At 63.6% G+C, this 22,633-nt stretch carries 22 protein-coding genes and 2 riboswitches; of the genes, 11 read left to right on the plus strand and 11 right to left on the minus strand.

Annotated features, from left to right (window positions below; genetic code table 11):
- The first annotated feature begins 33 nt into the window (after positions 1-33).
- The 3 genes from lysS to MLB1_RS15865 all read left to right on the plus strand — a co-directional run bounded on the left by lysS (position 34) and on the right by MLB1_RS15865 (position 4,844).
- Positions 34-1,536 (plus strand): lysine--tRNA ligase, encoded by a 1,503-nt coding sequence (lysS, locus tag MLB1_RS15855; RefSeq protein ID WP_180750763.1) that lies wholly within the window; start codon positions 34-36, stop codon positions 1,534-1,536.
- A gap of 162 nt (positions 1,537-1,698) precedes the next feature.
- Positions 1,699-2,043 carry a histone-like nucleoid-structuring protein Lsr2 gene (gene lsr2, locus MLB1_RS15860; protein ID WP_180750764.1) on the plus strand — a complete coding sequence of 115 codons (345 nt, stop codon included), beginning with the start codon at positions 1,699-1,701 and terminating at the stop codon, positions 2,041-2,043.
- Between the two features lie 266 nt (positions 2,044-2,309).
- On the plus strand, positions 2,310-4,844 hold the full coding sequence (locus MLB1_RS15865) for an ATP-dependent Clp protease ATP-binding subunit (protein ID WP_180750765.1): 2,535 nt from the start codon (positions 2,310-2,312) through the stop codon (positions 4,842-4,844).
- Positions 4,845-4,898: 54 nt separating this feature from the next.
- Here the strand turns inward: MLB1_RS15865 and MLB1_RS15870 are convergent, their stop codons facing one another.
- The 4 genes from MLB1_RS15870 to MLB1_RS15885 are packed head-to-tail and all read right to left on the minus strand — an operon-like array spanning position 4,899 to position 8,621.
- A complete protein-coding gene (locus tag MLB1_RS15870) occupies positions 4,899-5,765 on the minus strand; it encodes an LLM class flavin-dependent oxidoreductase (RefSeq protein ID WP_180750766.1) in 867 nt (288 codons plus the stop codon).
- A 32-nt stretch (positions 5,766-5,797) separates the two neighbouring features.
- A complete protein-coding gene (locus MLB1_RS15875; protein ID WP_180750767.1) occupies positions 5,798-6,790 on the minus strand; it encodes an ABC transporter substrate-binding protein in 993 nt (330 codons plus the stop codon).
- Positions 6,787-7,563 (minus strand): ABC transporter ATP-binding protein, encoded by a 777-nt coding sequence (locus MLB1_RS15880; protein ID WP_180750768.1) that lies wholly within the window; start codon positions 7,561-7,563, stop codon positions 6,787-6,789. The genes MLB1_RS15875 and MLB1_RS15880 overlap by 4 nt, the downstream gene beginning before the upstream one ends.
- Complete coding sequence (locus tag MLB1_RS15885) at positions 7,563-8,621, minus strand: iron ABC transporter permease (protein ID WP_180750769.1); 1,059 nt, start codon at positions 8,619-8,621, stop codon at positions 7,563-7,565. The genes MLB1_RS15880 and MLB1_RS15885 overlap by 1 nt, the downstream gene beginning before the upstream one ends.
- 110 nt (positions 8,622-8,731) lie before the next feature.
- A riboswitch (cobalamin riboswitch) is annotated at positions 8,732-8,955 on the minus strand.
- Positions 8,956-8,960: 5 nt separating this feature from the next.
- Positions 8,961-9,085, plus strand: a riboswitch (cobalamin riboswitch).
- A 27-nt stretch (positions 9,086-9,112) separates the two neighbouring features.
- On the opposite strand from MLB1_RS15885, the gene MLB1_RS15890 reads away from it, so the two are divergent.
- Both MLB1_RS15890 and MLB1_RS15895 read left to right on the plus strand, forming a co-directional pair.
- The gene (locus tag MLB1_RS15890) at positions 9,113-9,319 is read left to right on the plus strand and encodes a CbtB-domain containing protein (RefSeq protein ID WP_180750770.1); all 207 of its coding nucleotides are present in this window, start codon (positions 9,113-9,115) and stop codon (positions 9,317-9,319) included.
- A 19-nt stretch (positions 9,320-9,338) separates the two neighbouring features.
- On the plus strand, positions 9,339-10,133 hold the full coding sequence (locus MLB1_RS15895) for a CbtA family protein (RefSeq protein ID WP_180750771.1): 795 nt from the start codon (positions 9,339-9,341) through the stop codon (positions 10,131-10,133).
- Between the two features lie 8 nt (positions 10,134-10,141).
- Here the strand turns inward: MLB1_RS15895 and MLB1_RS15900 are convergent, their stop codons facing one another.
- The 3 genes from MLB1_RS15900 to mhuD all read right to left on the minus strand — a co-directional run bounded on the left by MLB1_RS15900 (position 10,142) and on the right by mhuD (position 13,380).
- A complete protein-coding gene (locus MLB1_RS15900) occupies positions 10,142-11,518 on the minus strand; it encodes an oxygenase MpaB family protein (protein WP_255485965.1) in 1,377 nt (458 codons plus the stop codon).
- Between the two features lie 207 nt (positions 11,519-11,725).
- Positions 11,726-13,021 carry a serine hydrolase gene (locus MLB1_RS15905; protein ID WP_180750867.1) on the minus strand — a complete coding sequence of 432 codons (1,296 nt, stop codon included), beginning with the start codon at positions 13,019-13,021 and terminating at the stop codon, positions 11,726-11,728.
- A 41-nt stretch (positions 13,022-13,062) separates the two neighbouring features.
- A complete protein-coding gene (gene mhuD, locus MLB1_RS15910) occupies positions 13,063-13,380 on the minus strand; it encodes a mycobilin-forming heme oxygenase MhuD (protein ID WP_180750772.1) in 318 nt (105 codons plus the stop codon).
- Between the two features lie 99 nt (positions 13,381-13,479).
- Here mhuD and MLB1_RS15915 point away from each other — a divergent pair, with 99 nt between their 5' ends.
- The gene (locus tag MLB1_RS15915; protein ID WP_180750868.1) at positions 13,480-14,262 is read left to right on the plus strand and encodes an alpha/beta fold hydrolase; all 783 of its coding nucleotides are present in this window, start codon (positions 13,480-13,482) and stop codon (positions 14,260-14,262) included.
- Here the strand turns inward: MLB1_RS15915 and MLB1_RS15920 are convergent.
- On the minus strand, positions 14,255-14,470 hold the full coding sequence (locus MLB1_RS15920) for a hypothetical protein (protein WP_180750773.1): 216 nt from the start codon (positions 14,468-14,470) through the stop codon (positions 14,255-14,257). The two genes, MLB1_RS15915 and MLB1_RS15920, sit on opposite strands and share 8 nt — an antisense overlap.
- Before the next feature lie 71 nt (positions 14,471-14,541).
- Here MLB1_RS15920 and MLB1_RS15925 point away from each other — a divergent pair, with 71 nt between their 5' ends.
- Positions 14,542-15,498 (plus strand): helix-turn-helix domain-containing protein, encoded by a 957-nt coding sequence (locus MLB1_RS15925; RefSeq protein ID WP_180750774.1) that lies wholly within the window; start codon positions 14,542-14,544, stop codon positions 15,496-15,498.
- Here the strand turns inward: MLB1_RS15925 and MLB1_RS15930 are convergent.
- Positions 15,495-16,367: an A/G-specific adenine glycosylase gene (locus tag MLB1_RS15930; RefSeq protein WP_180750869.1), complete on the minus strand. Its 873-nt coding sequence runs from the start codon at positions 16,365-16,367 to the stop codon at positions 15,495-15,497. The two genes, MLB1_RS15925 and MLB1_RS15930, sit on opposite strands and share 4 nt — an antisense overlap.
- Here MLB1_RS15930 and MLB1_RS15935 point away from each other — a divergent pair.
- The 3 genes from MLB1_RS15935 (at position 16,361) to MLB1_RS15945 (ending at position 19,556) form a co-directional block, all read left to right on the plus strand.
- Positions 16,361-16,981 carry a carbonic anhydrase gene (locus tag MLB1_RS15935; RefSeq protein ID WP_180750775.1) on the plus strand — a complete coding sequence of 207 codons (621 nt, stop codon included), beginning with the start codon at positions 16,361-16,363 and terminating at the stop codon, positions 16,979-16,981. The genes MLB1_RS15930 and MLB1_RS15935 overlap by 7 nt on opposite strands.
- Before the next feature lie 145 nt (positions 16,982-17,126).
- On the plus strand, positions 17,127-18,668 hold the full coding sequence (locus tag MLB1_RS15940; RefSeq protein WP_180750776.1) for an LCP family protein: 1,542 nt from the start codon (positions 17,127-17,129) through the stop codon (positions 18,666-18,668).
- Positions 18,669-18,815: 147 nt separating this feature from the next.
- Positions 18,816-19,556 (plus strand): hypothetical protein, encoded by a 741-nt coding sequence (locus MLB1_RS15945; protein ID WP_180750870.1) that lies wholly within the window; start codon positions 18,816-18,818, stop codon positions 19,554-19,556.
- Here MLB1_RS15945 and disA read toward each other — a convergent pair.
- On the minus strand, positions 19,553-20,638 hold the full coding sequence (gene disA, locus MLB1_RS15950; RefSeq protein WP_255485990.1) for a DNA integrity scanning diadenylate cyclase DisA: 1,086 nt from the start codon (positions 20,636-20,638) through the stop codon (positions 19,553-19,555). The two genes, MLB1_RS15945 and disA, sit on opposite strands and share 4 nt — an antisense overlap.
- A gap of 50 nt (positions 20,639-20,688) precedes the next feature.
- Between disA and MLB1_RS15955 the strand changes: the two genes are divergently transcribed.
- Positions 20,689-21,204: a PaaI family thioesterase gene (locus MLB1_RS15955; RefSeq protein ID WP_371750634.1), complete on the plus strand. Its 516-nt coding sequence runs from the start codon at positions 20,689-20,691 to the stop codon at positions 21,202-21,204.
- Here the strand turns inward: MLB1_RS15955 and radA are convergent.
- Complete coding sequence (gene radA, locus MLB1_RS15960; protein WP_180750777.1) at positions 21,194-22,615, minus strand: DNA repair protein RadA; 1,422 nt, start codon at positions 22,613-22,615, stop codon at positions 21,194-21,196. The two genes, MLB1_RS15955 and radA, sit on opposite strands and share 11 nt — an antisense overlap.
- Positions 22,616-22,633: the final 18 nt, after the last annotated feature.

The following is a 22,633-nucleotide window of genomic DNA, read 5'->3' on the forward strand; positions in this document are numbered from 1 at the left end:
CCGGCTGAAGCACTACCGCTAAGCTGCCGAGACGTGACTGATCCTGATGCGCAGACCAGCTTGCCGGAACAATTTCGCATCCGGCAGGCCAAGCGCGAGAAGCTGCTCGCTGAAGGCGTCCAGCCGTATCCGGTGGAGGTCCCCCGGACACATAGCCTCAAGCAGATTCGCGACGCCTATACGGATCTGGAGACCGACACCAGCACGGGCGACCAGGTGGGTGTTTCGGGTCGTGTCATCTTCTCGCGCAACACCGGCAAGCTGTGCTTTGCGACGCTGCAGGAGGGGGATGGCACCTCCCTGCAGGTGATGGTCAGCCTCGCCGGCGTCGGCGAGCAGGCGCTCACCGATTGGAAGACCGATGTGGATCTCGGTGACATCGTGTTCGTGCACGGTGAGGTCATCAGCTCGCGACGCGGTGAGCTGAGCGTCCTGGCCGACAGCTGGCAGATGGCGTCGAAGTCCCTTCGACCCCTGCCCGTTGCTCACAAGGAGATGTCCGAAGAAACCAGAGTGCGCCAGCGGTACGTGGATCTCATCGTGCGGCCGGAGGCGCGTCAGATCGCGCGGCAACGGGTCGCGGTGATGCGAGCGATTCGTGACGCTCTGCACCGGCGCAGCTTCCTGGAGTTGGAGACGCCGATCTTGCAGACCCTCGCCGGTGGTGCTGCCGCGCGGCCGTTCACTACGCATTCCAATGCGCTCGATATCGACCTGTATCTCCGTATTGCACCGGAACTTTTCCTGAAAAGGGCGCTTGTTGGCGGCTTCGACAAGATTTTCGAACTCAATCGAGTTTTTCGAAATGAAGGGTCAGATTCCACGCATTCTCCCGAATTCGTGATGCTGGAAACATATGAGACCTACGGCACATACGACACCGGCGCGACAATGATCCGTGAGCTCATCCAGGAGGTAGCCGACGACGCAATGGGTTCTCGGCAGGTGACGTTGCCCGATGGATCAATCTATGACTTGGATGGCGAGTGGACGACGTTGGAAATGTATCCGTCGTTGTCGGAGGCGCTCGGTGAGGAGATCACGCCCGATACTCCGGTAGCCGTGCTATGGAAGATCGCAGATCGGGTGGGCGCTGAGATTCCCACCGATCGCGGTTTCGGCCACGGAAAACTCATCGAAGAACTTTGGGAACATCAGGTCGGCGACAAAATGTACGCACCGACGTTTGTTAGGGATTTCCCGGTCGAGACGTCTCCACTGACTCGTCAGCATCGGAGCATCGCGGGTGTGACCGAAAAATGGGATCTGTACGTTCGCGGATTCGAATTGGCGACTGGGTACTCGGAGTTGATCGACCCGGTAATCCAGCGTGAGAGGTTCGCTGACCAGGCACGATTGGCCGCCGCCGGTGATGACGAAGCGATGAGCCTCGATGAGGATTTCCTCGGCGCGATGGAGCATGCGATGCCTCCCGCCGCAGGAACGGGTATGGGTATCGACCGGTTGTTGATGGCCCTTACGGGATTGGGAATTCGGGAGACGATCTTGTTCCCGATTGTCCGCCCTACGCTCTGATCTACCCGTTCGAATTTTCTTCTACTTTTCAACTATGGGTGTAGTGAATCGCTTGCCTTGAGCGGAACACGCGCAGCCTTACGGGTATGTTGAACTTTGCGGCAATCCGTGGCATGTTTGAGGTGGACCAACGGGGGTTCCGCATTTGGAAGGACAAAGGGAATGGCTAAGAAGGTCACAGTCACGCTCGTCGACGACGTCGATGGTGAAGCGCCTGCCGACGAGACCGTTGAATTCGGTATTGACGGCGTGACTTACGAGATCGACCTTTCTTCTAAGAATGCGGAGAAGCTGCGCAATCAGCTCTCTACGTGGGTTGAGCACGCTCGCCGTGTGAGCGGCCGTCGGCGGGGGCGCGGGAGCTCGGGACCGGGTCGCGGGCGTGCCAGCATCGACCGTGAGCAGAGCGCAGCGATCCGGGAGTGGGCGCGTAAGAACGGCCACAATGTGTCGTCGCGCGGTCGCATTCCCGCCGAAGTTGTCGACGCGTTCAACGCGGCCAACTAGTACATCCCCCGGTATTTCGCTTACGGCGAAGCCGGCTCAAATCGGAAACGTTTTCACCGCATCTGGCGTTGTTTTGGTTGCTTGACAAGCACCGCCGGGTGCGGTGATTTCGTGTACTGAGGTATGCGAACTCCGCACCGACCACGGCCGACCACTAGAGTGGCAATTAGGTCCTAGTGCCAGCGGGGATGAGCCGTTTGGGGGGAACCCCGAGCGGCAGGATGAGCCGCTTGCGCGAAGACCGGACGAGGAAGCGAGGGAGACCGATGTTCGAGAGATTCACTGACCGCGCGCGGCGGGTGGTTGTGCTGGCCCAAGAAGAGGCCCGCATGCTTAATCACAACTACATCGGCACCGAGCACATCCTGCTGGGCTTGATCCACGAGGGTGAGGGCGTCGCCGCCAAGTCGCTGGAGTCGCTGGGCATTTCCCTGGAGGGGGTGCGCAGCCAGGTCGAGGAGATCATCGGCCAGGGGCAGCAGGCGCCGTCCGGGCACATTCCTTTCACTCCCCGCGCCAAGAAGGTGCTGGAGCTGAGCCTGCGCGAGGCGCTGCAACTCGGCCACAATTACATCGGCACCGAGCACATCCTGCTGGGCCTCATTCGTGAGGGTGAGGGTGTCGCGGCTCAGGTGCTGGTCAAGCTGGGAGCTGAGCTGACCCGGGTGCGCCAACAAGTTATTCAGCTGCTGAGCGGCTACCAGGGCAAGGAGACCGCCGAATCCGGTACCGGTGGCCGCGGTGGCGAGGCCGGTACCCCGTCGACCTCGCTGGTACTTGACCAGTTCGGCCGTAACCTGACTGCCGCCGCCCTGGAGGGCAAGCTCGACCCCGTCATCGGCCGCGAGAAGGAAATCGAGCGGGTCATGCAGGTGCTGAGCCGTCGCACCAAGAACAATCCGGTGCTGATCGGCGAGCCCGGTGTCGGTAAGACTGCCGTCGTCGAGGGTCTGGCACAGGCCATCGTGCATGGCGAGGTGCCCGAAACCCTGAAGAACAAGCAGCTGTACACCCTGGACCTGGGGTCCCTGGTGGCCGGCAGCCGCTACCGCGGTGACTTCGAAGAACGCCTCAAGAAGGTGCTCAAGGAGATCAACACCCGGGGCGACATCATCCTGTTTATCGACGAGCTGCACACCCTGGTCGGCGCGGGTGCGGCCGAGGGCGCGATCGACGCGGCCTCGATCCTCAAGCCCAAGCTGGCTCGTGGTGAGCTGCAGACGATCGGTGCGACCACTCTCGACGAGTACCGCAAGTACATCGAGAAGGACGCCGCCCTGGAACGCCGGTTCCAGCCGGTGCAGGTGGGCGAGCCGACCGTCGAGCACACCATCGAGATCCTCAAGGGTCTGCGCGACCGTTACGAGGCGCACCACCGGGTGTCCATCACCGATGGCGCGTTGGTGGCCGCGGCGACTCTGGCCGACCGGTACATCAACGACCGGTTCCTGCCGGACAAGGCGATCGACCTGATCGACGAGGCCGGTGCGCGCATGCGCATCCGCCGGATGACCGCTCCGCCAGACCTGCGTGAATTCGACGAGAAGATCGCCGACGCGCGCCGGGAGAAGGAATCGGCCATTGACGCCCAGGACTTCGAGAAGGCCGCGCGGTTGCGTGACTCCGAGAAGCAGCTGGTCGCGCAGCGTGTCGAGCGTGAAAAGCAGTGGCGCTCAGGGGACTTGGATGTAGTTGCCGAGGTTGACGATGAGCAGATCGCTGAGGTGCTGGGCAACTGGACCGGTATCCCGGTCTTCAAGCTGACCGAGGAGGAGACCACTCGGCTGCTGCGTATGGAGGATGAGCTGCACAAGCGGATCATCGGCCAGGAGCAGGCCGTCAAGGCTGTCTCCAAGGCCATCCGCCGCACCCGTGCCGGTCTGAAAGACCCACGGCGCCCATCGGGTTCGTTCATCTTCGCCGGCCCATCCGGTGTCGGTAAGACTGAGTTGTCCAAGGCGCTGGCCAACTTCCTGTTCGGCGACGACGACGCGCTCATCCAGATCGACATGGGCGAGTTCCACGACCGCTTCACCGCTTCAAGGCTTTTCGGCGCTCCTCCGGGATACGTCGGCTACGAGGAGGGCGGCCAGCTCACCGAGAAGGTGCGGCGCAAGCCGTTCAGCGTCGTGCTGTTCGACGAGATCGAGAAGGCCCACCAGGAGATCTACAACACCCTGTTGCAGGTCCTCGAGGACGGACGTCTCACCGATGGCCAGGGTCGCACTGTGGACTTCAAGAACACGGTGCTGATCTTCACCTCGAACCTGGGTACCTCGGATATCTCGAAGGCCGTGGGCCTTGGGTTCTCCGAGGGCGGCGGCGGCTCGAACTATGAGCGGATGAAGCAGAAGGTCAACGACGAGCTCAAGAAGCATTTCCGTCCGGAGTTCCTCAACCGCATCGACGACATCATCGTTTTCGAGCAGCTGACGAAGGAACAGATCATCGAGATGGTGGATCTGATGATTGCGCGAGTCGGCAAGCAGCTCAAGGGCAAGGACATGGCCATGGAGCTCACCGACCAGGCCAAGTCCCTGCTGGCCAAGCGTGGGTTCGATCCGGTGCTGGGTGCGCGGCCGCTGCGCCGCACCATCCAGCGGGAGATCGAGGACACTCTCTCGGAGAAGATCCTGTTCAACGAGATCGGGCCCGGCGAGCTGATCTCGGTCGACGTTGAAGGCTGGGACGGCGAGAGTGCCGGCGAGGACGCAAAGTTCACCTTTGTCAGCCGTCCGAAGCCTGCACTGGTCACCGGTGACGAGCCTGCCGCCGATCTGGCGGCCTCGGCCTCGGAGTAGATCTGATCGAACGCCCGGCCATCCGCATCATGCGGTGGCCGGGCGTTCGGCGTTTCACGGGTGTAGCAGCGGCCTGACTTCCCGGCCGAGCGTATGGATGTAGCCGATGAGGTCGGGCTCGTTCCCGGTGGGGGACGCGATAAAGTCCGTGATACCGAGGTCCCGCAGCGCAAGCAGCTGTGCGGCGACCTCAGCCGCGTCCCCACCGATGCTCGCCGAGGCGTCGAAGGATATCCCGGGGTAATGGCCGGGATCGGTCGCGATGAGTTGAGCGGCACCGGCGCCGACACTGATGGTGCGACTGAGGAAGATCCGATGACCGGGGCCGGGATCGATCTGTGTGCAGTGCGCGGCGACGGTATCGGCCGACACCATGCTGGTCAGCAATGTGCCGTCACCCAACAAGCCGGCCAGGCGCAGTGATTTGGGACCGTTGGCGCCGATCATGATGGGCAGTGGCTCGGTGGGCGGCCAGTCCAGCCGCACCCGGTTCAGCTGCACATACCGCCCGGCGGCACTGACCTCCTTGCCTGCCAACAGGTCCCGCAGGGCGGTCACGTACTCCTCGAGAAGTGTCAAGGGTGAGCCGACCTTGGCGCCGATTTGTGCCATATGGGGCTGCCAGCCGTGCCCGATTCCCGGCACCACCCTGCCGGGAAAACTACGGGCCAGGACGCTGTAGTCCATTGCCGCCGTCACCACATTGCGCACCGGCGCCGAGAGGAAACCGGTACCGACGCTGATCCGCTCGGTCGCGGCGAGGGCCAGGGAGGCGTACGCGATCGACGTGGTGGCGAAACAGTCCTCGCAGACCCACAGGTGGTCGAGCCCGGCATCATCGGCCGCGCGCGAGATGTCAGGCAGCCGCTCGGGTGGAAGGGATGGCGGCACCATCAGGCCGAGGGAGATGGGGGAGCTCATATCGACACCCTATGTGCAGGTGCTGACAGTGCTCAGAATCCCTTGTCGCGCAGGTAGTTCGCAAGGGTGACGATGGCATCAGGATTGCGCGGTCCCTCAACCAGCGCGGCATACGGCAGCACGATGAAGTTCCCGTCGCGCACCGCTTGGGTGTGGCTCATCAGCGGTTGCGCCCTGAGAAGGTTGATCTTCGCGTCGGCGGTGTTGTTCGGTCCCACCCCGTAGTCGCAGATGATGATCACCTGTGGGTCACGCTGGGCGGCGGTCTCCCACGCAGTGGTGGTCCAGCTGTCGTCGAGGTCGGAGAAGATGTTATGGCCGCCGGCCTTCTCGATGATCTGTTGTGGCGCTGCGTTCTTACCCGAGGTGAACGGCTCGGCCTCGCCGCTGTCGTACAGGAATACGCGTGCCGTTGGCTGCGCGTGTGGGATGCGTGAGTGCACGTCGTCGATGGTCTTGCGGTACCTGGCGATCAGGTCGCGGGCACGTTCCTGAACCCCGAAGAGGGCCCCCAGATTGGTCAGGTCCTCGTACAGTGCGTCGAGCGGTGGTTTGATGCCTCGCCGGACGGTTCCGGGTTGACGGCACGCCTCGGTGAGCTGGTAGGGCACCGCACCGATGGAACGCACCCAATCCGGGGTCAGCCCGGCGGTTTCGTTGAATCCGTAACTCCACCCGGCGAATACGAGATCGGGGCGTGCGGCCTGCACGGCTTCGCGGGTGAATCCCTGTCCCAGGTTCGTGGTGGATTCGAACTGCGCCTTCCACGGTGAGGTCTTGACGTCGCGGTCTTGTCCGGCATCGATGAAGTAGCCCGCCATTCGGTCCTGCAGGCCGAGAGCAAACAGGAGCTCGGTAACCCCGGTGTCATTGCTGACAGCTCGGGTTACGGGAACCGGAACCTCAAGTGGTGCACCGCAATTATCGACGGATACCCGCTCGGTTCCGGGATTCTGAGTCTCGATGGTCGCGCAGCTCGCCGATATCAGCGACACCACGACCGTCATGCTTACCAGGGTCTTCATTCTGTCTCCTCGTGTGGGTCGAAGATGATCTGCGGGACACCGCTTCGCGGATGCGCGATGACATGACAGCCGATGCCGAACCAGCGGGCGATGGACTCGGTGGTGATGACCTCGTGCGGTGTCCCCGACAGCACCACATGGCCTTCCGCCATTACGTGGATCGCATCGCAGTACTGTGCCGCGAGGTTGAGGTCGTGAAGTGCGGCGATGACCGTAATACCCAGGATCCGAGCCGAACTGAGTATCGAGTACTGATGGCGGACATCCAGATGGTTGGTCGGCTCGTCGAGAACCAACACGCGCGGTTGCTGTGCCAGGGCGCGGGCGATGAGAACCCGCTGCCGCTCGCCACCGGAGAGGGAACTGAACCTCCGGCCGGCGAGTGCCGTCACATCCGCCGTCTCGGTGGCCTCCGCACAGATACGTCGGTCCTGCTCGGAGGTGCCGCGCAGGGATGTGCCGTGCGGTAGCCGGCCGGTGGCGACCACTTCCTCGGCGGTGAAGTCGAAATCCAATGACATGTCCTGGGTTAGCGCCGCCACCTGGCGGGCGTTCTCCCGCATGCTGATTGCGTGCACGGATACTCCGTTGACCTGAACATCGCCCGATACCGGAACAAGCGCCCGGTACAGGCAGCGCAGGGTGGTCGACTTGCCGCTGCCATTGGGGCCGACAATGCCGACAAATTCGCCCGACGCGACCTCAAGATCGATATCCGAGACGATCCGTGCGCCGGCGATATCCACCGACACATCTCGATAAGTGACCTCCATCAGCTCACCGCCCCTGCCGACATTGCGCGGCGGCGCATCAATCCGACGAAGACCGGTACCCCGACGGCCGCTGTGATCGCGCCCAACGGAAGCTCCTGTGGCGGAATCGTGGTCCGCGCAACAAGATCGGCGGCAACCAGGAAACATGCGCCCAGCACGGGTGCAACGATCAAGACCCGGCGATGGTCCGCGCCGACGAGCAGCCGTGCCGCGTGAGGAATCACCAGTCCCACGAATCCGATTGCTCCGCAGATCGATACATAGCATCCAGTCATCGCGGCGGAGAGCACGAACAACGCCACCCGGAACCGACCGGCAGGTAGGCCCAGCGATGCGCTCACCTCGTCGCCCATGGCGAGGGCGTTGAGCTGGCGGGTCAGCCCTGTGACGCAAACGATCCCGATCACCGTCGCCGCGAGCGCCACCGGCACCTTGTCCCAGGATGACGCGCCCAGGCTGCCGAGCAGCCAGAACATGACACTGCGCGCCGCCTCACCGTTCGGCGCCAAGAACACCAGTACCGTCGTCACCGCGGACAGGCCGTAGCCCACGGCCGTGCCTACCAGGACCAGCCTGAGCGGCACCAAACCCTGTGGAGTACGGGCAATTTGGTAGACCAGCGCTGTTGCGGCGAGGGCGCCGAGCGATGCCGACAGCGATAGTGCATAGGCGCCGAAAGCGCCGAGCACGCCGTAGACCACTACTGCGGTCGCACCGACGGAGGCTCCCGATGAAATGCCGAGAACGTATGGATCTGCCAGGGCGTTACGGACCATCGCCTGCACGACCACGCCCACAATGCTGAGCCCCGCGCCGACGAGGATTGCGAGAATCACTCGCGGCAGCCTGGACTCGACGACGATCCGGTAGTTCGCAGCATCGGCGGCTCGAACAGAGCCGCCGGTCCCGCCCACCCAGAGGAAATGCAGACAGTCGCGCCAGGGCACTTCGGCTGTACCGAACACGAGCGCCGCCACGGACAGCAGTACCAGCGCCGCCAAGCCGCCGCCCGCCGCAAGGACCACTGATCGTCCCTGCTGTGCTGCGGGCATCGGCATCCCTGCGTCGTCGGGTCGCCTGCGTCGTCACGGGAAGAGCCAGGAGGTGGATACGCCGAATACCTGCGCCGTCCACCAGCTGATCCCTCGGCGCCGGCGAAGGCCACACCGGATGGTGCGGCCGCATTGGCAGGTCTTCGGACTCGCGGACACAAGGCTTGTGCTCAAGCCTCACCTACCGGCGGCTGCTTCCCGGGCGTGCCCAGTGCTTGTTATGCCGCTGTCGTTTCCACTTACCGCTGCGGGGCAGTTCCGGATTTACACCGGATTCCCTCTTGCGATCTCCGGAAGCACCCCTGGCGCTCCCGGAGAAACCAATACGAAGCCAAAACTATCACTCGAATGCGCAGCCCAGCTGCGTCGACTAAGCTCAATCCGTCCTTCGACAGGACGGGAACCTGGTGTAATCCCAGGACGGTCGCGCCACTGTGAGAGTCAGACCCTGCCGTCGATAAGAACGAATCGGGACGCGGTATCCCGAAAGGAGCAACATGGCCCACACAACGTCCGCCAGCCGTCCGGTTGCGGTATCGATTCCCCAGGCAGCGCTGTGGTTGAGCGCGACCACGTTCCTCGCGCTACTCGCCTATTACTTCATCGGCATCGACCAGGGTGCGGTGTCGATCTTTGGCAGCGATATGCATGTCCATGAATTTGTGCATGACGCTCGCCACCTGCTGGGTTTCCCCTGCCACTGATCAAGAGGCGGATAACTCAGTGGAAAAGTCAATAATCCTGCGCGGCTTAGGCTTTGGCGCCATCGGCGGGCTGCTGTCCTTCATTTTCGGATGGATATTCGTCGAACCCGTTATCAACAGGGCCATCTCGTATGAAGAGGGCAGGGGCGAGGCGCAAGCCGCACTCGACGCGGCGGCCGGTGTCCACGCTCATCACGAGGGTGCGGAACTGTTCAGCCGGTTCGCGCAGGCCAATGCGGGCCTGGCTCTTGGGGTCATCGGATTCGGCATCGCGATGGGTGCGCTGTTCGCGGTGACCTATGTGGTGGCCATCGGTCGGGTGGGCAATCTCAGCCCGCGTGCGCTGGCGCTCTCGGTCGCGGGCGGTTTGTTCCTGGTGCTGTACGTCGTGCCGTTCCTGAAGTTCCCGGCCAATCCGCCGGCGGCGAGCGCCGACGGCACTATCAAGGAGCGCACCGGCTACTTCGTGTTGATGATCCTCGTCGCGGCGATCGCGCTGGCAGTGGCGCTCTGGGTGGGCAGGAAGCTTACCGAGCGTTGGGAGACGTGGACGGCCACGCTGGTTGCGGCCGCGGTGTTCGTGGTTCTGGTGGTTCTGGTCATGGCAGTGACGCCGGGGTTCGTCGAGGCACCACAACCGCTGCTAGATGCCAACGGGACGATCGTCTACCCGGGCTTCCCGGCGCATGACTTGTACCTGTTCCGGATGTACTCGTTCACCACGCAGGCGATCATGTGGGCGACGATCGGTATCGGGTTCGCGACCGTGATCGGGCGCAAGCCGGCCAGTACGGACGCGGCGGTCACCGTCTAGGGATCGGACTAGGCGGCGGTGAACTTCCGTCCCGAGGTGTTGCCGTCGTGCATCGCAAAGGTCGTCTTCACCCGTAAGGGTTTCTCCGCGACGTCCAAGGCCAGTTTTATGTAGTTGCCCGGATTCGGTATGGCTGCCCCATGGACCAGTCGACGCACCACGCCGATACCGGGGATCTTGTCGCGCATCGCGGCGACGTGTGAGACCGGGATAGCGACGGCCTTGAGCGCGAGTCCCGCTAGGCGATGGTCAACCCATTGATAACCGGTGTCGCGGAAGAATTCGTCCATGGCCTCGGGGCCCATGATGACCGAACCGGTTGCGCTGAGAAACAGTGAACCGGCACGGGTGAGGATCGGCCCCAGGAGTGTCTCGCCGCCGGGGACGGCCGATGTCGCGCGATTGATGGCGCCAAGTCCCACCTCGACGAGTTCGGTGCGCCAGGGTGAGGAGTTGCCCGATCGCGCGAGCAGGTAGTCGAGATTGTGCATCGCATCCAATCCCGTTCGGGGAATGAGTTCTTCGGCGACACCGAAAACGTGCGCCCACCGCAGTGTGTGGTGCCAGCTGTCATCGAGGTCTTCGAGGGTGCATGGCCGCCCGTGCCGATGGTCGATGAGTAGTGCACCCAGGCTTGCGGCCTCCAGGAAACCCAGCATCGATGAGTTGGATATCGGGTTGCCGTTCTGGGCGTACTGCTCCTCGCCCCACGCGGAACGTAATCCCTTGCGCGCCAGCGAATGCACCAGACGTACCCGGAGTGCGAGCTTCATGCCGTCCCCGCCGGGCGTGAATGCGTCACGGTCGAAAAGCCGGCCGAAGAATCGTGCGGTCTCCACAACACGTTGCGGACCTTCGTCACGGAAGCGTCCACTGGCCCCTGTGGACGCGGAGACATCGGCGTTCATCACCGTGTCAAAAATCGCGAACGTGCCCACGATCACGATCGTGAGCAGCGTGGAGCTGGTCATCCGCCTGCGTCCGCGTTCGGCCTTGGCCGGGTCCCACCAGTCCGGCACCCGGTAGGCGTCCTCCAGTAACGCCCGCAATTCCTCCGGCGGGTTGTCGAGCGATTCGATGCCCTGGTCGATCGCCTGGTCGAACAGGCGCCGGGCCTCTTTCGAGCCCAGGCGCCCGAACATATCCACCACGGCGTCCATCAGCTCGTCGCCCTGCCACATGTGGTCGTCGAACAGCAGGCTTTGTGGTGTGGGCGTGAATTCGTCCTCCACCTCGTACCAGGGACCGAACATGTGGTGCCTGCAGTGGCGCCATACCCAGCTGAATTCGTCCTTGGCGGGCGGAATCGGCCGTAGGGACATGCCTTTTCGGTAGTAGTAGTCGTTCTTGTGCTTGATGTCTTTCGAGCTCACAGGTTTCGCCATTGAACCAGCCCTTCTCGAGGGTCCTGCGTATTTCAACAGTTGGCAACATCTGTTGTTAATTCTGGAAAGTATCAGCAGACAGGCCGTGGCGCTAGACCTGATCCGACAATTGACGGGGCCGGAATCCCGCCGTGATAGGTAGGAGACCTGTGGTCCTGATCTGGGCCCGGGCCGGTCAGCCGAGACTGATGGTCTTCGCGAGCCCGCTCATCCCAGCTTCTTGAAGACACCCTTGGCCAGACCGATGACCCAACCGGCTGCACCGGGGCCGAACGCGCGATCCCAGTTCAGTTGGAAGCTGACCACATACGGTTGACGGTTGCGGTCCTCGGCGTACCAGCTGAATGTCAGGTCGCCGGGTAGGTTGCCGCCCTTGGCACCGATATAGCGCCAGTTTTCGCTGTGCAGGTCGATACCCGGTTCTGCCGACAGAAGATCACGGATCGGAGCAGCCGGGCCGACGGCGACCTTCTGCAGCGCCGCGTGCACCCGGCAGATGTCCTCGGCGCTGCCGTACCACTCGATGCCGTATTTCGACGCCGGTGTGGTGGTCCGGTCGGGATCCAGCTTGTAGTCGTGGGTATCTGCGTCGGCGAGCATCTGACCGCGCTGCGCAGGTGTGGTGGCGTCCTTCCATTGCTGTCGGACGTCGGGTACTCCCCAGCCGATGTTGAAAAGCTCATGCATCGTGGGGAAGGGCGTCATCGATCCCGGATCGTGATGGCCTCCGTCGGCCAGCGCCTTCTCGATCGCCTGTCTACCGAGGCGGTTGATCAGCATGTCGGTGCCCATGTTGTCGCTCACCGAGATCATCTTCTGGGCTGCGGTGCGCACTGAGACCGTCGAGCCCGTGGCGAGCTTGTCCATCGAGCTTCCGAGTGCCTTGCCGCGATCGGTGACGGTGAGTCGGTCGTCCCATTTGAGAGTGCCCGCATTGATGGCGGTGCCGGTGGCCAAGAGCACGTAAAGCTTGAAAACCGATGCGAGCGGCATAGATTCGGAGGTGTTGGTTCCGGCGATCTGCTCGCATTGTCCGTTGACGATCTTGGAGGCCCGGTAGGAGTATCGACCGCCCGATGCCGACAGAGCGGCGTCGACATCAGACCACTGGGCGATGTTCGGAGGCTGCTGATAAGGAACCAGCCTGTCGACATCCCCCTTGCCATTGGTCCGCAGCCCGATGTCCACGTTGGCGCCGTAGGGCGCGATCAGGTGGACGGTGGAGCTGTTCGCGGCGAGATCCACCGAGCTGACCTTGTATGGCCGGTCGACCCACAGCTTGGTCATGATCTCGGTGTAGTCGTCGACCTTGTTGGCTGCGGCCATGGTCGCCACGCCCTGCTTGCCGATCGGCCAGTTCGAGTTCAGCATGTCGATCAGCTGTTGTGATCGCAGGCCCGGAGGCGTGCTGGTATCCACATCGCCATGCGGCACCTGACGCAGCTTGATGCCACACCCCACTGTGCTGCCGACCGACAAGGCAACCACGACAACCGTGCACATCGATACGGCGCGCGTCATGCGCGCGCGAAGCGCCCCACCGTTCACGCCTTGGCGGCGGCCCCGGTCACGTCGAGCACAACCTCGAACTCCAGCAGGTGAGCACCCGTTGCCACGGGCTTGGCCTGCTGGCCGGCGTGTGCTTCGACTGCCGGACCGGTGGCCCAGGCCTGGAAGGCCTCCTCGGACTCCCACTGGGTGACCACGAAGTAGCGGTCCTCGCCCTTGATGGGGCGTAGCAGCTGAAAACCCAGGAATCCTGGCTGATTCTCCACAGCTCCGGCCCGGTGAGCGAATCGCTTCTCCAGCTCCGGACCCGCACCCTCGGGGATCTCGATTGCGTTGATCTTCACCACGGACATGGGTTCAGGCTACCGTGCGTGCTCCCGCATGATTTGGGGCCGATGATTAGGGCGATGATGAGGGGCATGGATGAGCCGCTTGCGCGAAGACCGGTAAGCATGGACGGCGACTGCCTGTTCGACCGGGGAGGGCTGTCTGAAGAGTCGGGGGCGCCGTCCATCGTCCTCGTTCACGGTCTGATGGGCCGCGGAAGCACCTGGTCGCGGCAGCTGCCCTGGCTGCGGCAGCTGGGACGGGTGTACACCTACGACGCGCCATGGCATCGCGGCCGTGACATCGTTGATTCCCAACCGATTTCGACAGAACGTTATGTAGAAGCACTGGCGAATGCGGTGCGCGAGCTCGGCGTTCCGGCGCTGCTCGTAGGGCACTCCATGGGCGGACTGCACTCGTGGTGTCTGGCGGCGGAGCATCCTGAGCTGGTGTCGGGGCTGGTGGTGGAGGATATGGCCCCCGACTTCATCGGCGGAACCACCGGCCCCTGGGAACCCTGGCTGCACTCCTGGCCCGAGGTGTTCACCTCTGCGCAGGATATCCTTGGTCGATTCGGACCTGTTGCGGGGCAATACTTTTTGGAAGCATTTGATCGTGGCCCGGACGGCTGGCGGTTGCACGGACCGATCGACAAGTGGATCGCCACCGCGTCCGAATGGGGAACCCGCGACTTCTGGGAGCAGTGGCGAGCGGTGCGTTGCCGATCGCTGCTTCTGGAGGCGTCGGACACCGTGGCCCCGCCGAGTCAGATGCGCAAGATGGCCGAGATAGGTTGGAAGTCAACCTATCTGAAGGTCGACGGGGCAGGGCACCTGATTCACGATGACGCACCCGAGAGGTATCGGACGGCGGTCACGGAATTCATTGCCGCGGACGGAGTCAGATGACCGGCTCGCGTCGAGAGTGAATGGCTTCCATCTCGTGCAGCTGGCGCTGTAGATCCCGGTCATCGGCGAAGGTTCCGCCCAGTGGTGCGGCGACCCGGAACTGGTCGAGTTGGATTCGGAAGGTCTTGTTTCGGCGAGCGATCCAGCTCAGCGCGACCGCCAGGGCAAAGGGGGATAGCAGGACGAGGGTGGCGGCGAGGATGGTCATGGCAATAATTGTGTTCTGATAAATATTGCGCCAACAGTGGCGGAATTGACGGTCTTCGATAATATTCAGCCATGTTGCGTTCGGTGGCGGCCCTGGTCCTCGATCGCGTAGCCGTCTTCGAATTCGGGGTCATCTGCGAGGTCTTCGGTATCGACCGCAGCGCCGACGGCGTTCCCAACTTCGACTTCCGGGTCTGCGGGCCCGAGGCCGGCGCACCACTGCGCACCTCGGTCGGAGCGTCGCTGATCCCGGAGCGTGGACTCGATGGGCTGGCCGACGCCGACCTAATCGCGCTTCCGGCGCGGCCGTTTACCGAGGGCTACCCGCAGGAGGCGCTCGATGCTGTGCGGGCCGCATCGGAGCGGGGGGCGACCGTGCTCACCGTCTGCTCGGGTGTGTTCATCGCGGGTGCCGCCGGACTGCTTGACGGGCGCCGCTGCACCACCCACTGGATGCATACCGATGAGCTGTCCCGCCGCTATCCGACCGCGACAGTGGACCGGGACGTGCTGTTCGTCGACGACGGTGACCTCATCACGAGTGCGGGGACCGCTGCAGGAATCGACGCCTGCCTGCATCTGGTGCGTCGCGAGCTGGGCAGCGATATCACCAACCGGATCGCACGGCGCATGGTGGTGCCGCCGCAGCGTGCGGGTGGTCAGCGTCAATTCATCCCGCAGCCCGTACCCGATGTGGACACCAATGGCTTTGGCGGACTGTTCGACTGGCTGATCGAAAACATCGACCAGACGTATACGGTGGCGGATCTTGCCGCTCGCGTCCACATGTCGACGCGCACCTTCGCCCGCAAGTTCACGGATCAGGCCGGTGTGACGCCAATGCGCTGGATCATCGATCAGCGGGTGCTACTGGCTCGGCGCCTGCTGGAGGAGACGGGCCTGGATATCGATACCGTCGCGGCGCGCAGCGGTTTCGGCACGGCGATCCTGTTGCGTCATCACTTCCGCCGCGGCGTCGGAATCACGCCCACCGATTACCGCAAAATCTTTGCGACGGCTGCGAGTTAGCCCTCGCCCGCCAGGGCGAACCGGCCGTCTGCCGTCTGCTCCACCAATCCGTCGACCAGTAGCGAGTCCAACGCGCGGTCGCGTTGCGCGATATCGGACAGCCACACCACGTCGAGCTGTGCCCGTTCGACCGGAATGCTGCTGCCGCGCAACACGTCCAAGAGTTTGCCTCGAACCTGCCGGTCGGTACCAGCGTACTTCTGTACGGGCCGCGCAGGGGTATCCAGTTCGGGGCGCCCCGACTCGTGCCATGCGCATGAGCTCAGCGGACATAGCGGGCACTGCGGCGCGCGGGCAGTGCACACCAGGGCGCCCAGCTCCATAAGCGCCGCCGAGAACCGTGCGCCGTTCTCCACCGGTAGCAGCGCCTCGGCATCCCGTAGGTCCCGGGCCGATGGTGCGGAGTCGGCGATACCGTGCACCACCCGCGCGATGACTCGGCGAACGTTGGTGTCCACTACGGGAACTCGCTGCCCATATCCGAAGCAGGCAATGGCACGCGCCGTGTACGCGCCTACCCCTGGAAGCGTCAGCAGGGTCTCCACGTCATCGGGTACCTGGTCGCCATAGTCGCGGGCCAGCACCGTCGCACACTCGTGTAACCGCATCGCGCGGCGCGGATAGCCGAGCTTTCCCCAGGCACGTAATACCTCTGCCACAGACGATTTCGCCATGGCTGACGGAGCCGGCCAGCGCGCGACCCATTCCCGCCACACCGGTTCCACCCGGACGACCGGAGTCTGTTGAAGCATCACCTCGCTGACGAGAATGTGCCACGGTGTCGCGTCGGGGCTGCGCCACGGCAGGTCTCGTTCAGCGATGTCGAACCAGCCCAAAAGCTCGTCAGGGCACAATGGCGGGCATGGCATCTGATCCGAAGTCCGCCTGGAAGGCACTCAAAGAGGGTAACCAGCGTTTTGTCGGTGGTTACCCACAGCACCCGAGTCAGAGCATCGCCCGTCGCGCACAACTTGCCGACGGTCAGAACCCCCATGTGATGCTGTTCGGATGCTCTGACAGCCGGGTCGCCGCCGAAATCATCTTCGACCAGGGCCTCGGCGATATGTTCATCGTCCGCACCGCGGGCCAGGTGATCGACTCCGCCGTGCTCGGTTCCATTGAGTACGGCGTGGCGGTCCTTGGGGTACCGCTGATCGCCATCCTCGGGCACGACTCCTGCGGAGCGGTGGAAGCGACGCTGAAGGCCCTCGATACGGGCGAGGTGCCGGGCGGGTACATCCGCGACCTGGTGGTGCGGGTGATCCCGTCCATCCTCGGAGGCCGCAAGGACGGGCTAACCCGGGTCGACGAGTTCGAGGCTCGTCACGTGCAGGAGACCGGCCTCAAGCTGCTGCAGCGTTCCCAAGTGGTCGCCGATGCGGTGCGTGCCAAGAAATTGGCCATCGTGTACCTGACCTACAAACTCGCGGACGGACGTGTCGTTTTGCACGGTCACGTCGGCGATATCGGCGAGCCTGGATAGTCGAACCCCCAGGTCAGAGCCCCTCGGCAAACATCACATGGCATCTCGGTGCCGGTGATGGGAGAATTAGACCGATTGCAGATTTCTCTGGGGGAGGGATGGGTAGTTCAGTGTGTATGTTGCTGCCACACGGGGGTGGCAACCGATGAGCCGCGACAGTGGTCGCAGGCGACCAAAGCACGCACTACCCAAATCGAATAACCGCTGGTCAATCAGTAAAGTCGCGGCCGGGCGGGCTATTTTCTCCCTGTTAGCGTGCGGCAGCCTGGTGGTAACCGGCGCCGGCTGGCAGGTGTTCTACAAGGCGTTCAGCCATGTGCCCACCTCAGGGGCAGAGGCCGAGGGCGGCAAGTCCAACGACGGCTCCATGAACATGCTGCTGATCGGTCTCGACTCGCGTAAGGACCAAAACGGAAACGACCTGCCGAAGGCGGTCCTGAATCAATTGCACGCCGGTGATTCGGATGCGGGCGGCTACAACACCAACACCCTGATCCTCGTGCACGTCGGCGCCGACAATAAGGTCACCGCGTTCTCGATCCCCCGTGACGACTGGGTCCCGGCTGAGGGCATCCCCGGCTACAAGCACATCAAGATCAAGGAAGCCTATGGCCTGACAAAGGCCAACGAGGCGGACAAGCTCGTCAACGAGGGCATCACTGATCAGGCGACCCTGGAGCAGCAGAGCCGCGAGGCGGGACGCCGCGCCACCCTCAATGCCGTGCACCGGCTCACCGGCCAGCCCATCGACTACTTCGCCGAGGTTAATTTGGTCGGTTTCTATGACCTGGCCTCTGAGCTCGGCGGGGTCACCGTATGTCTGAACAACGCCGTCTACGACAGCTATTCGGGTGCGAACTTCTCGGCCGGCGAACAAACCCTCAACGCCTCACAGGCATTGGCGTTCGTGCGCCAACGCCATGGTCTCGAAAACGGTGACCTCGACCGAACTCACCGCCAGCAGGCGTTCCTGGTGTCGGTGATGCAGCAGCTGCGCAGCGCGGGAACCCTCACGGACATCACCAAACTGAACGGCTTGATGAACGTCGTCCATAACGACGTGGTGCTGTCGAAAGGCTGGACCGAGAAGCAGTTTCAGCGCATCGGACAGATCGCCGATGGCAATGTGAACTTCCAGACGTTGCCCGTGGTGCGATACGACTCAATCAACGGCATGGACGTCAACATCGTCGACCCGGTCGCAATTCGGGCCAAGGTAGCCGCGGCGTTCACCGGGGAGGGTTCCGCTACCGGGTCCACTACGGCGACGCCCTCCAGCACCGTCGATGTTGTCAACGCCACCACGACCCCCGGTCTGGCATCAACGATTTCGTCCGCGCTGGCTGGCCGCGGTTACGCCAAGGGCGAGGTGCGGGATCCGCTCAGCGGTGAATCAACCAGTACCGTCATCGATTACGGTGCCGGCGCGGAGGCCGACGCCCGTGCGATGTCCACGATGCTAGGCATCGAGGCGACGCCCAGCGTGGATCCGTCGTTGGCGCCTAGGCGAATTCGAGTCATGTTGGGCGACGGCTACTCGGTGCCGTCCGATGTGATGAGTGCCGATGACACCGGCACCGCAAGCTCGATGTCGGGCTCGTCGAGCTCCGGGTCGTCCGGTGATTATGCGCCGCCTGATTCGGGGAAGCCGGTTGGCGGCAGTAGCGGCGTTCCCTGCGTGAACTAGCGCAGCAGGGCCGTCCACATTGGCGCAATTGGCCCTTCCGGCTAGCTCCAACTAGCCCCAAATAGCACTGTGAAGTCTGTGTAGCTCGCCGACACGCCGAGCGAGGTCGGCCATCCCGTGGTGACCTGCGCTTACCGTTGAATCGTGATTGAAATGCACCCGCAAGGCCCGCTGCCTTCAGAGATCTATTGGCGGCGCCGCGCCCTCGCCATCGGCGTGGGGGTGGTCGTGGTCGCCATCGTCGCGGCGGTGATCTTTGCGCTGGTCAGTGGTAGTGCTGGAGCCGATACGACGGCCGCCGATAGGCCCGCCGAAGCGGCGGCCCCCGCCGGTAAGCCGGTCATCTTGCCGCCCAACGAGATCAAGAAGCCGACCGATAAGCCCGCTGATGCGCCGGCCCATGACGGACCGCCCATCGCCAAGCCCGAGTTGGTGCCGCCGGTGGCGTTGAATCCCGGTGACGACTGCCCCGACGCGACCCTCGCGGTGAAGGCTTCCACCGACAAGCCCAGCTATTTGGCCGGTGAGCAGCCCAAGTTCACGATGGTCGTCACCAATATCGGCTTGGTGCAATGCAAGCGCGATGTGGGTGCCGCTGTGCTGGCCGCTTCGGTGTTCAGCGTCGATAACAAGCGGATCTGGGCCAACTTGGACTGCGCTCCGTCGCAGGAGTCCTCCAACAAGAACTTCAACCCGGGTGAGCAGGTGACCACCGAGGTCACGTGGACCGGAATGGGTTCCGCCCCGAACTGCCCGCTGCCGCGGCCGGCGATTGGTCCTGGAACCTATTCGCTTGTGGTGCAGCTCGGTGATCTGCGCAGCGCACCAGTGCCATTCATCATCGGCGAGAAGCCTGCCGATGCACCGGCGCCTGCACCACCGGCCTAGCCGGTCTGTTCGGTAAGGGTCGATTCGGCCAGCCGAGACAGTCCCTCGCGGATGTGCCGGGCCCACATGGCGCCGATGCCTTCCACCGACTGCAGATCCGTCGCGCTGGCTGCCAGGAGCCCCTGCAGCGATCCGAAGGCCCGGACCAGCCTGTCGATATGCGCGAACTGCAGCCGGGGGATGTGTGTCATGACCCGGTAGCCGCGGGAGCTCATTGCGGTGTCTTGGGCTTCAACGGTGGACGGGTATCCGAACGTCCGTGACAGCACGGTCAGGTCTAGCAGGTCGGTGTCTGAGAGCGCGTCCAAATCCTCGAGTGTCGAGGCGATCTGTTCCTGTGTCGGTGGCTCCGGGTTGGCGTGATAGTCCCGGACCAGCAGCTCGCGTTCGGTGTCGTTATCGCCGACGAGCTCGCCGATCTGCAGTTTGAGCTGCCGTCCATCGGTGCCGAGCTCGATGACATCGAGTTCGATGTCCTGGCTGATCCGGCGCACCAGCTCCAACCGCTGCGCCACCGTCATGACGTCGCGCAGGGTCACGAAGTCCTCGATCTCGGCGGTGGAAAGCGCCGAGGTCACCTCGTCCAGTCGCGTCGTGTAGCGCTCCAGCGTGGATACCGCCTGGTTGACACGGGACATCACGGTCGACGAATCCATGACCACGTGCCGGATACCGGCCGTGTAAACACTCACGATGTTCATCGAATGGCTCACCGACACAACGGGGTAGTCCGTCTGAATGGCAGTGCGCTCCGCGGAACGGTGCCGGGTGCCGGATTCGTCGGTCGGAATGGACGGGTCGGGGACCAGTTGGACATTGGCCCGGACGATCCGCGATCCATCCGTGGACAGCACCACGGCGCCGTCCATCTTCGAAAGCTCGCGGAGTCGGGTGGGAGCGAATGCGACGTCGAGGGAGAAGCCGCCGTCACAGATGGTCTCGACCTTGTCGTCGTAGCCGAGGACGATCAGCGCCCCGGTACGACCGCGAAGAATACGTTCCAGGCCGTCGCGCAGGGGTGTGCCCGGCGCCAACCGGGCCAGGGTCTCTCGCATTCTTGCGTTGGCTTCCGCATTGTCCATCACGCACCCTCCCTCTCAGGCTCGGTTCGCCGCAGTTAGATTACGTGGTCATGTCGACGTGGACGTTGCCCGAGGGGCTGGAGCCGGTAAGTCGCGGCCCGGAAGCTCCCAGTCCGGGCGTGGTGCTGAACCCGGGTTGGCCCCGTAGGTTCAGCTACCCGGGTACCGACGAGGACCTGTGGGGTACGCGGTTCTTTGCCGGTGACGGCGCCAGTGTGACGGGCCAGTTCGAGGTGCTCCCGGAGCTTGAGGGCGGACCCGGTGTCATCCACGGCGGTGTGATGGCGGCTATTTTCGATGAGCTGCAAGGCATTTTGGGAATCATGACGCAACTAGTGGCTGTCACAGCACATTTAGAGGTCGATTACCGCAAGCCGATTCCCGTCGGGTCAACGGTTGATCTGGCCTGTGCCGTGGAGGGCCGGGTCGGACGCAAGTTGTACACCACGGCGAGTGCGCGGATCCACGGTGAGCTGGTGGCCAGCTCGCAGGGCATCTTCGTGATCATCGATCCGGATGCGCACTACGGAGAAGGCGCCTCGCGGACGCTCGGCATCAGTCCGTAAATCGTTGCGCCAGGCGCAGGCTCGGGCGCTTCTCCGGTTCGATCTTGCGGGCCTCCGACAACACTTCGAGGGCCCTGCCCACCGTCGGGCAGCGCAGCAGATGCATCCCGGCCGGGTGCAGGTCGTCGCCCTCGGGCGGAATCACCGCATGCGTGTATCCGAGGCGCGCGGCCTCGGCGATGCGCCTGCCCACCGCTGCGGTGCGCCGAATATCGCCCGCCAGCCCCACCTCGCCGATGAACACCATGTTGGCCGGTAGGGCGATATCGGTGTATGCCGAGGCCACCGCCATCAGGACGGCCAGATCTGCGGCTGGGTCGGTCATTCGCATGCCGCCCACCGTGGCCATGTATATATCGTTGTTGCCCAATGGAATTCGTCCGTGCCGCTCGAGCACCGCGGTGACCATTGCCGAGCGTGCATGATCGAGCCCGCTGACCGCGCGTCGCGGTGACGGGTTGGTCGAGGTTGTCACGAGGGACTGCACCTCACCGAGCAGTGGGCGCTTGCCATCGAGGGTGACAGTCACGGCAGTCCCCGCCGCGGCGTTCTCGCGATGCTCGAGGAACAGCCCGGACGGGTCCGAAACGCACTCGATTCCCTTCTCTCGCAATTCGAAACATCCGACCTCGTCTGCGGCGCCGAATCGGTTCTTGATCCCGCGCACCATGCGCAACGCCGAGTGCTTATCGCCTTCGAAATGCATCACCACGTCGACGAGGTGCTCGAGAGACCGCGGTCCCGCGATCGCGCCGTCTTTGGTGACATGACCGACCAGCACCATCGCCACTCCCGACGACTTGGCCGCCATGGTCAGCGCCGTCGTTACCGCACGCACCTGTGTGACGCCACCGGTCACCCCGTCCGCGTCGGTCGTTGACATGGTTTGCACCGAATCAATAACCGCCAGTGTGGGTTTGACGGCCTCGATGTGTCCGAGCACGCTGTGTAGATCGGATTCGGCTGCCAAGTACACCTCGTCGTGAACACAGCCGGTGCGCTCGGCCCGCAGCCGAACCTGGGCCGCGGACTCCTCACCACTGATGTACAGGGCTCGCCCGCCCGAGGCCGCCCATTGATGGACGACCTTCAGTAGTAGCGTCGATTTCCCGACTCCGGGCTCGCCGGCCAGCAGGTTCACCGAGCCGGGTATGACACCGCCGCCGAGCACCCTGTCGAGTTCGGAGACACCGGTGGGAAGGTGTCGGGTGGCGTCGGTCGCAATGCTGGTGATCGGTACTGCCGCTGTGGCCGGGGCCACCGCGCGTACGGCGCCAAGCCCGCCGATCGAGGACAGCACCGCGGTTTCATTGACGCTGCCCCAGGTACCGCAATCGGGGCACCGGCCCACCCACTTGGCGGTGGTGTGTTGGCATTCCGAACAGCGGTACTGCGCGCGGGGTTTGGCCACACCGCGACGTTAGCCGCC

The sequence above is a fragment of the Mycobacteroides sp. LB1 genome (assembly GCF_013449725.1).
Lineage (GTDB): Bacteria > Actinomycetota > Actinomycetes > Mycobacteriales > Mycobacteriaceae > Mycobacterium.